The sequence below is a fragment of the Mesorhizobium sp. WSM1386 genome, assembly GCF_055901595.1.
This window is the reverse complement of sequence record NZ_CM148373.1, coordinates 5,148,626-5,161,686: the sequence shown is the minus strand read 5'-3', so window position 1 is coordinate 5,161,686 and position 13,061 is coordinate 5,148,626. Positions and strand designations below refer to the sequence as shown.

The 13,061-nt window shown below is 63.1% G+C and carries 15 protein-coding genes and 2 tRNA genes; 11 read left to right on the top strand and 6 right to left on the bottom strand.

The genetic code is table 11. The features are described from left to right. Positions 1-194 precede the first annotated feature (194 nt). The 3 genes from AC0NIH_RS25390 to hdaA are packed head-to-tail and all read left to right on the top strand — an operon-like array spanning position 195 to position 2,638. Positions 195-752 carry a CDP-alcohol phosphatidyltransferase family protein gene (locus AC0NIH_RS25390; protein ID WP_031258529.1) on the top strand — a complete coding sequence of 186 codons (558 nt, stop codon included), beginning with the start codon at positions 195-197 and terminating at the stop codon, positions 750-752. Then, positions 724-1,932: an AI-2E family transporter gene (locus tag AC0NIH_RS25385; protein ID WP_023768492.1), complete on the top strand. Its 1,209-nt coding sequence runs from the start codon at positions 724-726 to the stop codon at positions 1,930-1,932. Before AC0NIH_RS25390 ends, AC0NIH_RS25385 begins: the two co-directional genes overlap by 29 nt. 1 nt (position 1,933) lies before the next feature. Next, positions 1,934-2,638 carry a DnaA regulatory inactivator HdaA gene (hdaA, locus tag AC0NIH_RS25380; RefSeq protein WP_287275671.1) on the top strand — a complete coding sequence of 235 codons (705 nt, stop codon included), beginning with the start codon at positions 1,934-1,936 and terminating at the stop codon, positions 2,636-2,638. Positions 2,639-2,966: 328 nt separating this feature from the next. On the opposite strand, the gene AC0NIH_RS25375 is transcribed toward hdaA, so the two are convergent. After that, positions 2,967-3,043, bottom strand: a tRNA-Pro gene (locus tag AC0NIH_RS25375). 141 nt (positions 3,044-3,184) lie between these two features. On the opposite strand from AC0NIH_RS25375, the gene AC0NIH_RS25370 reads away from it, so the two are divergent. From AC0NIH_RS25370 to AC0NIH_RS25340, 7 genes are all read left to right on the top strand, one after another. Continuing rightward, the gene (locus tag AC0NIH_RS25370; RefSeq protein WP_013896224.1) at positions 3,185-3,490 is read left to right on the top strand and encodes an ETC complex I subunit; all 306 of its coding nucleotides are present in this window, start codon (positions 3,185-3,187) and stop codon (positions 3,488-3,490) included. Positions 3,491-3,546: 56 nt separating this feature from the next. Beyond that, positions 3,547-3,623, top strand: a tRNA-Arg gene (locus tag AC0NIH_RS25365). A gap of 167 nt (positions 3,624-3,790) precedes the next feature. Beyond that, positions 3,791-4,201: a hypothetical protein gene (locus AC0NIH_RS25360; protein WP_023766408.1), complete on the top strand. Its 411-nt coding sequence runs from the start codon at positions 3,791-3,793 to the stop codon at positions 4,199-4,201. A gap of 855 nt (positions 4,202-5,056) precedes the next feature. Further along, complete coding sequence (locus tag AC0NIH_RS25355) at positions 5,057-5,278, top strand: hypothetical protein (RefSeq protein WP_023766409.1); 222 nt, start codon at positions 5,057-5,059, stop codon at positions 5,276-5,278. Positions 5,279-5,462: 184 nt separating this feature from the next. After that, a complete protein-coding gene (locus AC0NIH_RS25350) occupies positions 5,463-6,245 on the top strand; it encodes a GGDEF domain-containing protein (RefSeq protein ID WP_473462283.1) in 783 nt (260 codons plus the stop codon). A gap of 99 nt (positions 6,246-6,344) precedes the next feature. Next, positions 6,345-7,307: a glycosyltransferase family 4 protein gene (locus AC0NIH_RS25345; RefSeq protein ID WP_473462281.1), complete on the top strand. Its 963-nt coding sequence runs from the start codon at positions 6,345-6,347 to the stop codon at positions 7,305-7,307. A gap of 69 nt (positions 7,308-7,376) precedes the next feature. Continuing rightward, entirely contained in the window at positions 7,377-8,603 is a 1,227-nt protein-coding gene (locus AC0NIH_RS25340; protein ID WP_473462278.1) for an anion transporter, read from the top strand. 98 nt (positions 8,604-8,701) lie between these two features. Here the strand turns inward: AC0NIH_RS25340 and AC0NIH_RS25335 are convergent, their stop codons facing one another. Then, on the bottom strand, positions 8,702-9,286 hold the full coding sequence (locus AC0NIH_RS25335) for a TetR/AcrR family transcriptional regulator (RefSeq protein ID WP_473462275.1): 585 nt from the start codon (positions 9,284-9,286) through the stop codon (positions 8,702-8,704). Between the two features lie 82 nt (positions 9,287-9,368). Here AC0NIH_RS25335 and AC0NIH_RS25330 point away from each other — a divergent pair, with 82 nt between their 5' ends. Next, entirely contained in the window at positions 9,369-10,265 is an 897-nt protein-coding gene (locus tag AC0NIH_RS25330; RefSeq protein ID WP_473462272.1) for a crotonase/enoyl-CoA hydratase family protein, read from the top strand. On the opposite strand, the gene AC0NIH_RS25325 is transcribed toward AC0NIH_RS25330, so the two are convergent. The 4 genes from AC0NIH_RS25325 to AC0NIH_RS25310 all read right to left on the bottom strand — a co-directional run bounded on the left by AC0NIH_RS25325 (position 10,211) and on the right by AC0NIH_RS25310 (position 13,032). Next, complete coding sequence (locus AC0NIH_RS25325) at positions 10,211-10,534, bottom strand: cupredoxin domain-containing protein (protein WP_473462270.1); 324 nt, start codon at positions 10,532-10,534, stop codon at positions 10,211-10,213. The genes AC0NIH_RS25330 and AC0NIH_RS25325 overlap by 55 nt on opposite strands. Next, complete coding sequence (locus tag AC0NIH_RS25320; RefSeq protein WP_473462267.1) at positions 10,531-11,058, bottom strand: DUF4142 domain-containing protein; 528 nt, start codon at positions 11,056-11,058, stop codon at positions 10,531-10,533. Before AC0NIH_RS25320 ends, AC0NIH_RS25325 begins: the two co-directional genes overlap by 4 nt. 105 nt (positions 11,059-11,163) lie before the next feature. Then, positions 11,164-11,832 (bottom strand): RNA polymerase sigma factor, encoded by a 669-nt coding sequence (locus AC0NIH_RS25315; RefSeq protein WP_473462674.1) that lies wholly within the window; start codon positions 11,830-11,832, stop codon positions 11,164-11,166. Between the two features lie 120 nt (positions 11,833-11,952). Further along, the gene (locus AC0NIH_RS25310) at positions 11,953-13,032 is read right to left on the bottom strand and encodes an HPP family protein (protein WP_473462263.1); all 1,080 of its coding nucleotides are present in this window, start codon (positions 13,030-13,032) and stop codon (positions 11,953-11,955) included. Between the last annotated feature and the right edge of the window lie 29 nt (positions 13,033-13,061).

The following is a 13,061-nucleotide window of genomic DNA, read 5'->3' as shown; positions in this document are numbered from 1 at the left end:
CCTGTTTGCGGGCTCTTCGCATGAATGGTTTCGGGGGGCAAGGATAACGGCGGCGGAGGGGCGGTTCAAAGTGACAAAATCGTGGACAGCGGACCCAACCGGCCAGTCCGCGCGGCAAAGGGGATTGGCGGTTCTCCCTTGCACCCCGCTTTCGTCTCCATCATCTATCAGCAAGCAAACTGGCAGGCACGCATTTGACGATCCCCAACCTGATCACCATCCTGCGGCTTCTCCTGGTGCCTGCCGTGGTGCTGGCGATGCTGCAGGAGCGCTGGGACTGGGCCTTCGTCGGTTTCGTCGTCGCCGGCGTCTCCGACGGTGTCGACGGCTTCATCGCCCGCCGTTTCAACCAGCCGTCCAGGCTCGGCGCCTATCTCGATCCGATTGCCGACAAGCTGCTTTTGGTTTCGGTGTTCATCGTCATGGGCTTCATCGGACAGTTGCCGCTATGGCTGGTCGTCACCATGGTGGCGCGCGATGCGCTGATCGTTTGCGCGGTTCTGTTGTCTTCCGTCATGGCCCAGCCGGTCGAGATGAAGCCGCTGTTCGTCTCGAAGGCCAACACCGCCATCCAGATCGTCCTGGCGGCGGTCGTGCTGGGCGAGCTGGCTCTTGCCGTGCGACTCGACCCTTTGCGGCCGGCCCTCATATTGCTGTCCGGGGTCTTGACCGTGGCTTCGGCCGCGGCCTATCTCGTGGCTTGGCTGAGGCATATGAGCGGCTATGGCGAAAGCTCCAAACCGGACACCTGACCAAGGATCCATCGAAGCGGCCGCTGAGGCTGCGGCGGCAGGCGAAACTGCGTCTCTGGCGTTCCGCCGGCAGATATTCTTCTGGCTGGCCGGATTGGCGGTGCTTGCGCTGTTCCTCTATGTCTTCAGCGACATACTGCTGCCCTTCGTCGCCGGCATGGTGCTTGCCTATTTTCTCGATCCGGTCGCCGACCGGCTGCAGCGGCTCGGCCTGTCGCGCTTCATGGCGACGGTGGTCATCCTCATCACCTTCCTGATCGTGCTGGTGCTGGCATTCGTCATTCTGATACCGGTGCTGGCGACGCAGATGGCCGACTTCGCCGGCAAACTGCCGGAGTACTTGACCCGGCTGCAGAGCCTGATCACGTCGTTCGACCCGAAATGGCTGGAAGAGAAATTCGGCGTCAACGCCAATGGCTTGCGCGACGGGCTGAATTCGCTGCTGACTTCCGGCTTTGGCCTGATCACCACCGTGTTCACCTCGCTGTGGACTTCCGGCATGGCGCTGGTCTCGGTGGTCAGCCTGTTCGTGGTGACGCCGGTGGTTGCCTTCTACATGCTGCTCGACTGGGACCGCATGGTCGCGGTGATCGACAGCTGGGTGCCGCGCGACAACGTCGCCACGGTGCGCGCCATCGCGCGCGACATCAACACCGCCACCGCCGGCTTCGTGCGTGGCCAGGGCACGCTCTGCCTGGTGCTTGGCGCCATGTATGCCACCGGCCTGACGCTGACCGGGTTGAATTTCGCCATCCTCATCGGCCTCTTCGCCGGGCTGATCTCCTTCATTCCCTATGTCGGTTCGCTGACCGGCCTGGTGCTGGCCGTCGGCGTTGCCTTCGTCCAGTTCTGGCCGGACTGGACCATGATCGTCGCCGTCGCCGTGGTGTTCTTCATCGGCCAGTTCATCGAAGGCAACATCCTGCAGCCCCGGCTGGTCGGCAAAAGCGTCGGCCTGCATCCGGTATGGCTGATGTTCGCGCTGTTTGCCTTCGGCGCACTGTTCGGTTTCGTGGGCCTTCTGATCGCCGTGCCGGCTTCGGCGGCCGTCGCCGTGCTGGTGCGCTTTGCCATTGCCCGCTATCTCGAATCGCCGCTCTACAAGGGCCATGCGAAAGAGCCCGTGCCGCCGCTGCCCGCCGATCGTGGCGGCGGCCGCCGCACGCAGCCGCGCCGCTGACGTGACTGCCCAGCGCACCGATCCGCCGCGCCAGCTGCCGCTCGATCTCGGCCACGGCACCGGCTATTCGCGCGACGAGCTCGTCGTCTCCGGCACCAACAGCCAGGCGGCGGCGCTGGTCGACCGCTGGCCCGACTGGCCCTCGCCGGTGGTGGTGCTGGCGGGTCCCGCCGGATCCGGCAAGACGCACCTCGCCGCCATCTGGCGCGCGCATGCCAATGCGGTGGCCGTCGACGCGGGGCGCATCGGCGACAGCATCGCCAATCTTGGCGCCCGCCCGGCGCTGATCGACGATGTCGACGCCGGAACGGTGGACGAACAAGGCCTGTTCCACCTGATCAATGCCGTGCGTGGCGCCGGCTCGACGCTGTTGTTGACGGCGCGGCGCTTTCCGGCCGCCTGGGGTGTGTCATTGCCCGATCTTGCCTCGCGGCTGAAGGCGGCGGCGACAGTCGAGATCCACGAGCCCGACGACCTTCTGCTGGCGGGTGTCATCACCAAATTGTTCGCCGACCGCCAGGTCGAGGTCGAGCCGCATGTCGTGCAGTATCTGGTGCGGCGTATCGAACGCTCGCTGGCGACGGCCATGCGTGTAGTGGAGCGACTGGATCGCATCGCGCTCGAGCGCAAAATGCCGATCACCAGGGCGCTCGCCGCCGAAACCGTCAGCGTGATGGACGAAGGACAGGGCGAGTTCGAGATCTGACGGCCTCGATGTTCGGATAGAGCCTGCCGGCGTGGCGGCTCTCCGTGTTACCTGCCGGTGTTCCATTTTGGGAAGACAGAGCTGGCATCAGTCTTGCTCCGAGAGTTTGCCGGCTGACCCCGGTCCTGATTGCGTTCCAAATCAGGTTGTAGGCTCGCCGGGGGATGGCGCGGGGTTCTCGCCCGGCGAGCTTGCCTGTCGAAAGGCCCAGAATCGACAGGCCTAAAAGATCGACAGGCCCAAAGATCGACAGGCCCATGGTTGGCGAGCCACAAAGGCGGCCATGCGTTCATGCCAGTGGCTATCGACATCGCGTTTTTGAGAAGGATGGTCGGAGTGGAGAGATTCGAACTCCCGACCCTCTGGTCCCAAACCAGATGCGCTACCAGCCTGCGCTACACTCCGAACGGTCTGTTGCCTATTCATTTCGGCGTTGGATGGCAAGTGCAAAAACCTGCAAGTGCAAAAACCTTGCCGCCGTGCGCATTGCGCAGTAATGACGGGCCACGGGCGGGCGATACCGCCTTGCACAACAATGAGGTGGCCATGTCCGCGCGCATTTTCAGCCCAGCCAAAACCGCGATGCAGTCCGGCAAGGCCAAGACCGGCTATTGGGTGCTGGAATTCGACCCCGAGATGCGCAAGAAGATCGACCCGCTGATGGGCTATACCACGTCCGGAGACATGAGAAGCCAGATCAGGCTTACCTTCGACACGCGGGAAGAAGCAGTGGCCTATGCCGAAAAGGAAGGCCTTGCCTTCCGCGTCGAGGAGCCGAAAGAGGCCAAGCGCCGCCAGATTTCCTATGCGGAGAATTTCCGCTATGACCGCAGGACGCCCTGGACGCATTGAACGCGTGCCCAAACGGGCGCCAGAGGCAATATCTACCGGCCCCCGGGTCGGCCAGCGGTCCCGTAGCTCAGCTGGATAGAGCACCGGCCTTCTAAGCCGATGGTCACAGGTTCGAATCCTGTCGGGATCGCCAATCTTTTCAGGGTCCGTTCCGGACACATAGGTTACGGTTTATACCGAAGACATGGGTAACACTTGGCCCGAGAGGGTCTTGTGGACGGTTTTGATTTTGATTGCGTTTTCATTTTAGGAAGACCTTATATCGACGTGCTTTGAAATTGGCATTTTGGGAGGAGTGTCATGCCTAGAGTTTCAGATCTTTTCTTCAAGACCGCCGTCGTGTGGCTCATTTTGGGAATAGGCGCCGGTTTGCAGATGGCGATCTCGGGCGACCACGGTGCTTTTCCGGCCCATGCACATATCAATCTGCTCGGATGGGTCACAAGCGCGATATTCGGCGGCTACTACGCCCTCAATCCCGCAAAGGCGGCTCGTAAGATCGCAATGATCCACTACGGCCTCTATACGATCGGCTTGGTAATCATGCTGCCAGCCCTGTATCTGATGCTACACGGCGGCTATACGGCGATCGAGCCGGTCGTCGCCGCCGGCTCGCTGATCGTGGCCGCTGCCGTGCTGGTGTTTGCCTTCGTGGTCTTCTCAGGCGCGAGCGTGCGTTTGGCATCTGAGCTGTCGCCAGCCACACGCTGAATTGGCGGAATTGATATCAGCGAGATAAGCCCGCCAGCAAGCTGCGGGCTGCCGGAGCTTTGGGACCGGCGATCGGCCCGCGCAAGCAGCGCCAGAACCCTATTGGCAATTCCGCGTGCCAAAGGTTCGAGGAGGAGCATCCCCGGCGGCACAATATTTTAGTGGCTGCGAAACAAAGATTTCCGACCCGCGTTTAGGCTCGTCCGACATGAGAGCCTCGGGAATGGATCCAGCAACTGCAGCGGTGATGGTTTTGCTTTCGTGCAGCCCGAGCCAAGCGTCCGTCTGCAAACCTGTCAATTGGGCACCTGAGACTCGCTATGCCTCGCTTGAGGAATGCCGTGCCTCATTGGCCGACAGGCTCGCGGCAGCGCCTAGCGGAGAAATAGTCGGCCGATGCCGTCCTGTCGACCAGACCGTCACCGGCTCGCTGCCTACCGGATATACGACGGTTGTGGTGACCCGAGGCATTGGGAGCAACGCCGTCAGCACGAGCTATATCGTGCAGCACCACGAGTAAGGTTTCCTGTGAGGAAGCGAGCTACGCGGCGGACTTGATTGTCCGCTGGGCGGACCGCTGGCTGGGCGCCAGCCCATTTTGGGCGCGGGACCGCGGTCCGGCGAGTTCGCAATCCGAGCAAACAAAAGCGCGACAAAATCAGCATGCGTGCCGTCGGCTCCGGCCGCTCAGCATCATCGTCCCGGAATTATTTCGTGATCTTCCTGGCCTGGAACCTTAGCACACACCGCGCGTTCGGGGCCTTGTATTCGCGGTGCCTGATAAACAGGCAGTGTGAGGACCAGCGAAACGGGCGGGGGCAAAATAGGTGCGGGTTGGGGGAGGAGAAGCAGGCCATGTCGAAACGTGAAATTGGAACGTCCCCTGCTTTGGTGCGGCGTATCGCCGAACTCAAGGCCAGAATGCATGATGCCGAAATTTCCGACCATGAGATGAGGACCTTTCACAAGGTCGCCGCCATCATGGGGGCGGGCGACGGTTCGCTGCGACTGGATGCCGACGACCTGATCGCGGCATCCTTCGTTGTCGAGGCGGGTGGGCCGTCACCCAACCGCTGAAATTCAGGGTCTCCCCTTATCCAGGCGAAATTCGGTGAATTCGCTTCTGCCGCCGGAGCACTGCCGCCCCATTGAGGCAAGCGTGCTCCGGCTCCCGCCAACCGATCTCGAATTGAAACGAACATCTTATCATTTTGTTTGCGTTGGCACGTCATAGTAGAGACGGCTAACGGAGTGAAACGGGATGAAGCTCGACCTGTCGCCGACCAGCTGGGGCAGGGTGGTCGCTGTCACTGCCGCCGGAACGGCGTTCTTTATCGCTGTGGCGTTTTTCGTCGATTCGTTCAATTTCCCCTATCTTTCGACCGAGGCCGTCTGGCGTGCGCAGCTGACCGACCTGGTGCTTCCCCTGGTGCTGGGCGGCTCGTTCCTGTTTTTTCTCATGTGGAAGATCCGGCAATTGGCCATAGCCCAGCGCGATCTCAGCGTCATCGCGGCGACGGACAGCCTGACGGCGGTGTTGAACCGAGGCGCCTTCTCGATGCTGGTCGAAGCTTATCTCGAGCAGACCCGCAAACAGGAGCCGACCCGTTCCGGCGCGCTGCTGATCATCGACGCCGACCATTTCAAGTCGATCAACGACCGCCTCGGCCATGACTGCGGCGACCAGGCGCTCAAGCTGATAGCGCAGACGATCAAGGCACAATTGCGCGGCAGCGATATCGTCGGCCGCATTGGCGGCGAGGAGTTCGGCGTGTTTCTGCCTGGTGTCGATCCCTCGCAATCCTGGCTGGTTGCCGAAAGCATCCGTCGGCGCATCAGCGAGATGGACTTTTCGCCCGGTGGCCGCTCCTGTCCGCTTTCCGTCAGCATCGGCGGCACCAGCTTCAACGGGCCGACCACCTATGAGGCGATATTCTCCGCCGCCGACAGACGGCTCTATGCCGCCAAGTCGAATGGCCGCGATCAGGTCAGCTTCGATCCGGCGCAGGCCGCCCCGGAACCCAGCGCCGCCACCATGCATTGACCACCGGCTTGCAAGTGGCTGGAGGCTACGCGGGCGGCTTCCTTGACGCTATCTCACCGCTGTGCTTCCTCCGGGCAAGGCCAGGTAAGCGCAGCGATCATGATCCATTTGTTCAACGGTTTTCAGAACCCGTTTGGCGGCAGTGAACGCGAAACCCTGGACCTGTACCGACTGTTGAGCCCCGATGTGCCGGTGCGGCTGTGGGCAACCTCGTCGCGCGTGTCAGACGAGCTGATGCGCCAATTCCCGATTCGCCCTGTCTCGCCGGCAATGCGCAACGCGCCGGACGGGGGCACCTATGTCTTCCTCGGCGCGCATTGGCGCAACAAGCTATGGCCTTACCTGATCCCGAAGCCGCGCCGGCTGATCTATGTCTTCAACACCTTTCACCCGAAAATCATCGCGCTGACGACGCGCATGCCGCGCCTGCTTGGCTGGCCCGACGCCGAACTGGTGCTGATATCCGGCTTTCAAAAGCGCCTCTTGCGGGTCGAGGGCGTGGTTCATCCGTCGCCGATCGATATCGACCGTTTCGCGCCACGGCAGGCAAGGCCGGACGGCCCGTTTACGGTCGGCCGGCTGAGCCGCGACACGGCGGACAAGCATCATGGCGACGATGCAGCGCTTTACGAGGCATTGCTGGCCGATGGCGTCGCGGTGCGGATTCAGGGCGGCCTGCCGCTCCGGGACAGGCTCGCGCCGCATCCGCTGCTCGAACTCCTGCCGCAGGGCCAATTTGCCGCCGAACAGTTCCTGCCGACGCTCGACGTGTTCTACTACCGCACCGGTTCGCATGTGGAGACGTTCGGCCGTGTGGTGTTCGAGGCGATGGCGTGCGGTTTGCCCGTGGTCTGTCATGTGCATGGCGGCTATGCCGACCACATCAGGCATGGCGAAAACGGCTTTCTGTTCGAAACGACGCAGCAGGCGGCCGGTATCCTGGCCGAGCTCAAGGCCGATCCGGCGCGGCGAGTAACTGTGGGCAAGAAGGCGAGGCAGACCGTCGAACAACTGTTTTCGCCGCAGGCATTGCGGCAACAGCTTGATTTCTACCGGCGTTAGCGGCACCACGCCATCTGGCCTTTCCAGACACCCTTCGGCGCGCCATCAGATCGAGCAGGACTTCCACCGATGACATTGATGGGCGCCACGGCACTGCTGATCCTGGTCCTCACCTATGCCGGCGTCGCTATCGGCCGCATCCCTGGCCTGCGTCTCGACCGCGCGGGGATCGCACTGCTTGGCGGCGCCGCGATGATCGCCATTGGAGCGCTCAGCATGGAGGATGCCTACCGGGCCATCAATTTCGACACCATCACGCTTCTGCTCGGCATGATGATCGTGGTGGCGCATTTAAAGGTATCGGGGGCTTTTCGCGGCCTTGGCGCGATCGCCATCGAGCACGCGCACGCACCGTTCATGCTCCTGGTGATGGTGACGCTTCTGACCGGCGTGCTGTCGGCCTTCCTGGTCAACGACGCCATCTGCCTGGTCATGGCGCCGATCGTCGTCCACGTCACCCGCGTCATCAACCGCAACCCGGTCCCCTATCTGATCGCCACCGCCACGGCATCGAACTGCGGCAGCGTCGCCACCATCACCGGCAATCCGCAGAACATGGTCATCGGCGCGCTATCGGGCATTTCCTATCCGGCCTTTTCGGCGGCGCTCGCGCCGGTCGCGCTGTTCGGGCTCGTCGCGGTCATCGTCATCGTGCGCATCGTCTACCGGACCGAGTTCACCCGCACCGCTCAATTGACGCCGCATGTCTCGCGCGGCCGCATGCATCGCGGGCAAGTGCTGAAGGCGGTGATCGTCTGCATCGGGCTGGCGATCGCCTTCTTCGCCGGCGTTCCCGTGGCCAAGGCGGCGCTGGTCGGCGGCGCCATTCTCCTGCTCACCCGCGCCATCAAGCCTGAACGCATCTACCGCGAAATCGACGGGCCGCTGCTGTTCATGTTCGCAGGGCTGTTCGTCGTGGTTGCCGGCGCCGAAAAGACGCTGCTGACGCCTGATATGATCGCTTCGGCCAAAAATCTCGGTCTGGACAATGTCTGGCGTTTGTCCGGCTTCACGGCCGTGCTCTCCAACATCATGAGCAATGTGCCGGCCGTGCTGGCGCTGAGGCCGTTCATACCGGGCCTGGAGAATCCACAGCGTGCCTGGCTTGTCGTCGCAATGAGTTCGACGCTCGCCGGCAATTTCACTTTGCTCGGCTCGGTCGCCAACCTGATCGTTGCCGAGCACGCGCGGGTCACCGGCAACCCGCTGTCCTTCGGTGCCTTCTTCAAGGTCGGTTTGCCGCTGACGCTGATCACGCTCGTCGCCGGCACCGCTTGGCTGGCGTTGGGATTCTAATGCATGTCGCCCAAAAGTGATCTCGGTTTTGGGAGAACGACGTGCATAAAAACAAAGGCCTAGAGCGCGTCGCATGAATCCGTTTCGGCGCGACGCGCTTAGGCCTGGCCTGAAATTCGCGCCTTGACCAGCGTGGCCGCGGCTCGTCCGGCGGCTTCGATGTAGTCGGCATTGCGGTGGATCAGCATGATCGAAAAGCAGCCGTCTATCAGCAGCACGATTTCACGGGCCAGGGCTTGCGGCTCCTCGATGTCGTACCCGGACAACGCGCCAGCCAGCCATCCCTCGAAGTTGGACTTGTGCCGCGATCCGACCTTGATCGCCGGATGGCCAGGCATCGAGGCGAGTTCCGCGGCGGTGCGCAGGAAGCCGCAACCCTTCCACTTCGGATGGCGCGCCACCCGCGCCAGATTGCTGAAGATCGCCTCGACCTTGCGGTCCGCCACACCCTCCTGTGCTTCGAACCACGCGGCCATCTGCTTCAGATTGGGCTGGTCGCGCCCGTCGAGATAGGCGGCGATCAGGTCGTCCTTGCTCTTGAAATGGTAGTAGAGCGTCCGCTTGGTGAGCCCGGCCTTTTCGGCGACGGCATCGACGCTGACACGGCCGATTCCCTCCGCGTAGAACAGCTTCGTCGCGGCTTCGACGATGCGTTTGCGGGTCGGGCTTTGAGCTTCAGGCATGGGCTATGTATACTGACTAGTGAATATACAGGCAACCGAAAGCATGTTCCTTCTTTCGCCGCAAGCTGAAGAGGAAAAGCAAATGACCGATCTTGTCCTGAACGAGACCCGCGACGAGGTTGCCGTCCTTACCCTCAATCGTCCGGAAAAACTCAACGCGTTGAACTATGCCCTGATCGATCGCCTGCTCGCGATCCTCGACGAGATTGAAGTCGATGGCAGCGTCCGGGCTGTCATCCTCACCGGAGCAGGGGAGCGGGCTTTCTCGGCGGGTGGCGACATCCATGAATTTTCGGCCAGCGTGGCACTTGGTTCCGATGTCGCCATGCGCGACTTCGTCATGCGCGGGCAGCGGCTGACGGCGAGGCTGGAAGCGTTCCGCAAACCGATCATCGCGGCCGTCAACGGCATTGCTTTTGGCGGTGGCTGCGAGATCACCGAGGCCGTGCCGCTCGCCATCGCCAGCGACCGAGCTCTGTTCGCCAAGCCGGAGATCAACCTTGCAATGCCGCCGACCTTTGGCGGAACGCAGCGCCTGCCGAGGCTGGCCGGGCGCAAGCGGGCACTTGAGCTGCTGCTGACGGGCGACTGGTTTCCGCCGCCGCGGGCGCTTGAGTTCGGTCTCGTCAACGAGGTTGTGCCCCATGCCGAACTGATGCCGGCGGCTTTTGATCTGGCCAGGCGCATTCTGCGGCACTCGCAACCGGCCATCGCCAGCATTCTGACGGCAGTGGCGCGAGGCCTCAACCAGAGCATTGCCGAAGGGCTGCTGGTCGAGGCCGAGCAGTTCGCCCGCGTGGCCCCGACCACCGATCTGCGCGAAGGGCTCGATGCCTGGATCGAGCGCCGCAAGCCGGGCTTCGACGGCTCATGGACCCATATCGCACGGCCGGAGGAGGCCCGGCGGGCCGCCTCCGCGTTGGATCACGGCGACACCAGCAATCGGCCCTTCATGTTGGGATGGAAGCGGCAGAAATAGTCGACCGTTCCCGCCGCCTTCAATGTCAGGCTTGCTGATTTCCGTGGCGGGATCATCACCTCCCAGCCGCCTTTCACTGTGGCTGTGTGGGAGATCACGTCCTTGTTCACCCACTCGATCCTGTCGCCGACCTTCGCCTCGACGGCATCAGGCGAAAAGACCAGCTTGTCGATGGTGACCTGGATGGTCGCGGCCGCCGCCGGCACCGTCGCAAGGACCAGCGCCAGTGCGGCCAGCCATAGCAGGCGATTTGAAGCGCCCGCTTTCATTTCAGCATGCCGTCGACGTGTTCGGCATGCTGCTCATGGCCCTGGAAGATCTTCAGGCCGGTCTCCAGCAGGCCCTTCAACTCGGTATTGCTGGCCGAGGGAATGAGCAGGGTTTCGAGTGCGCCGTTGACCTGCTTGTGGTAGGCGACCTCGTTGTCGACATAAGCCTTGTCGAAGGCTGCGCCTTTCAGCTTGGCGAGCTTGGCGCGTTCCTCTTTCGCCGCCTTCGTCAGTGCCTGGCTGGTGGCGTTGTCCTCGGGCTTCACCTTGAGCTTCTTGACCAGGTCGAGCGCCTGCTTGTTCACCGCTTCATGGTCGCGCTCCATGTCATTGGCGAAATCGAGAACCTCCTTGTTCTTCGATTTCTTGATCGCCTGCTTGGCGGCCTCGATGTCGAGGACGCCGGCCGTATAGGCGATATGAGCGATCTGCGGGTCGGTCGGCTTGTCGGCGGCCCGTGCCGCAAACGGGGCGGCGCCGACGAGAAGCAAGGCGGCAAGGGCGGCGGTGTATCGGGTGAACATGGCATCCTCCTTGCCCGGTCGCGAGAGGCGCCGGGCTCGCATTTTTCAGTTGACGCTGATTGGATGCGGAACCTGGAGAAACGTTCCCGGAAAATCAGGACAGGATCATTCGAAGCCCAGCCTTCCCATCACCGCCTGGGTCAGCCGCTCGCAGCGCCGGCCGGCGAAGGGGAAGGCGTCGAGCAGCACCGGGCCGATCTCGTCGTCCAGCGCCTTGCGCAACAGGGCACGCGCCCGGTGCAGCCTTGTCTTGACCGTCTCCGGCCGCAGACCGAGCAGGTCGGCGGTTTCCTCCATGCTCAGGCCCTCGATGACGCGGGCCACGAAGACCATGCGGTAGATGTCGGGCAGGCTGTCGGTAGCCCGTTCGACAAGTGCGAGAATCTGCCGCTGCGCCATCGTCCGCTCCGGATCGTCGCTGGGATTGAGGGGAAAGCGGATGATCCGCGCTTCCGGATTTTCAGGCATTGCCACAACGCGCCGCCTCTTGCGCAGGCGGCCCAGCGCCTCGTTGATGACGATGCGCGACAGCCAGGTGGCGAGCGAGGACTCGCCACGGAATGCCGCCAGGCTGGCGAAAGCATGGACATAAGCCTCCTGGACGATGTCCTCGGCCTCGGCGTCGTTGCGCACCACGCCGCGCGCGATGCGGAAGAGCCGCTGGTTGTGCGTCTTGATGATGGCGCGGAAGGCGTCCGCCTCGCGCGCCAGCGCTCGCTGCACGAGCAGCATGTCGCTGGAAGGGTTTTGGGCCACTGCGGGCGTGGCGGGCATTGCGAGCTTGCTCATCGCGACCGGATCTCCCGAATAGACGCCCGAACAGACACTTGACTGCACGTTGGATGCGCCTGCCGCAAAAAGGTTCCCGGGTTTCGGCGATCCGACGTCGCTTTTTTAGGCCGCCGCCAATCCCTTGTCTGCCGTCTGCACGCGAGCGGCCGCCGCCAGAAGATCGGTCTGTGTGATCAGGCCGAGAATGCGCCGCTCGCCGTCGACGATGACCACGGCGTGGCTGTGGCCGTCGGTCAGCACGGAAAGCAGGCTCATCGCTGGCGTATTGGGCGAGGCGGTGCCGGCCCTGGACATCACACCCTTCACCGTATCGACGGCCTTCGTCAGTTCCCGCAGGCCGACGGCGCCGACCAGCCTTGCTTCGGCGTCGACCACCGGCAAGGTGCGGATGTTGTGATCGAGCAGCTGCTGGCGCGCCTCGTCGACCGTGGCTTGCTCGGGAACTGAAACCACGTCACGCGACATGATGTCCTGGCAAAGCAGCGTCCGGTGCGACCGCACCATCGCCTGCAGTTCGACTTGTCTCAACAGCCGTTCAAGGTCGTCGCGGTCGATGTCGAAGGTTTCGTCGAGTGTGGTCAGCGCCGCATCGACGTCCTCGGGCCGGAAGCCGACGCGCTGCCCCGCCGGCGGATCGGCGGTGCCGTGGCTGTTGGCGGCGGGTGCCGCGACGTGCGGGTAGTTGCGCCGTGCCAGCCTGTGGAAGAGGAAGCCGAGCGTGACCAGGATGATCGAATTCAGGGCTACCGGCACGAAGGGAAACAGGAAGCCCGCGCTGACGACGGCCGGCCCGCCGAGCACCGCCGTCAACGCCGCGGCACCACCCGGCGGATGCAGGCAGCGCGTGAACGACATCGCCGCGATGGCGAGCGCCACCGCGAGGCCGGAGGCAAATATCGGATCATGGACGAAATGCATGACGGTCACGCCCACCAGCGCGGATATGGAATTGCCGCCGATGATCGACCAGGGCTGTGCCAGCGGGCTCGCGGGCACGGCGAAGAGAAGCACCGCCGAGGCACCCATCGGCGCCACCAGCAGGGCCACATGCGGGCCGCCGCCCATCGCCAGTCCGCTGATCGCGCCGGTCAGTGCGATGCCGATCGTCGCTCCGATGCACGCCAACAGGCGTTCACGCAGCGTCGCGCCGGCAAGGATAGGGACAAAAAGACGAAAGGCCATGGCAACTTTGTGGTGGAGGAATCGGCTTG

Excerpts from the sequence above, each read along its gene's own strand:
- AC0NIH_RS25310 (WP_473462263.1), bottom strand. The coding sequence starts at position 13,032 with ATGGCCTTTCGTCTTTTTGTCCCTATCCTTGCCGGCGCGACGCTGCGT.
- AC0NIH_RS25360 (WP_023766408.1), top strand. The coding sequence starts at position 3,791 with ATGCCTAGAGTTTCAGATCTTTTCTTCAAGACCGCCGTCGTGTGGCTC.
- AC0NIH_RS25330 (WP_473462272.1), top strand. The coding sequence starts at position 9,369 with ATGACCGATCTTGTCCTGAACGAGACCCGCGACGAGGTTGCCGTCCTT.
- AC0NIH_RS25325 (WP_473462270.1), bottom strand. The coding sequence starts at position 10,534 with ATGAAAGCGGGCGCTTCAAATCGCCTGCTATGGCTGGCCGCACTGGCG.
- AC0NIH_RS25370 (WP_013896224.1), top strand. The coding sequence starts at position 3,185 with ATGTCCGCGCGCATTTTCAGCCCAGCCAAAACCGCGATGCAGTCCGGC.
- AC0NIH_RS25335 (WP_473462275.1), bottom strand. The coding sequence starts at position 9,286 with ATGCCTGAAGCTCAAAGCCCGACCCGCAAACGCATCGTCGAAGCCGCG.
- AC0NIH_RS25315 (WP_473462674.1), bottom strand. The coding sequence starts at position 11,832 with ATGCCCGCCACGCCCGCAGTGGCCCAAAACCCTTCCAGCGACATGCTG.
- AC0NIH_RS25385 (WP_023768492.1), top strand. The coding sequence starts at position 724 with ATGGCGAAAGCTCCAAACCGGACACCTGACCAAGGATCCATCGAAGCG.
- AC0NIH_RS25340 (WP_473462278.1), top strand. The coding sequence starts at position 7,377 with ATGACATTGATGGGCGCCACGGCACTGCTGATCCTGGTCCTCACCTAT.
- AC0NIH_RS25355 (WP_023766409.1), top strand. The coding sequence starts at position 5,057 with ATGTCGAAACGTGAAATTGGAACGTCCCCTGCTTTGGTGCGGCGTATC.
- AC0NIH_RS25345 (WP_473462281.1), top strand. The coding sequence starts at position 6,345 with ATGATCCATTTGTTCAACGGTTTTCAGAACCCGTTTGGCGGCAGTGAA.
- AC0NIH_RS25350 (WP_473462283.1), top strand. The coding sequence starts at position 5,463 with ATGAAGCTCGACCTGTCGCCGACCAGCTGGGGCAGGGTGGTCGCTGTC.
- AC0NIH_RS25320 (WP_473462267.1), bottom strand. The coding sequence starts at position 11,058 with ATGTTCACCCGATACACCGCCGCCCTTGCCGCCTTGCTTCTCGTCGGC.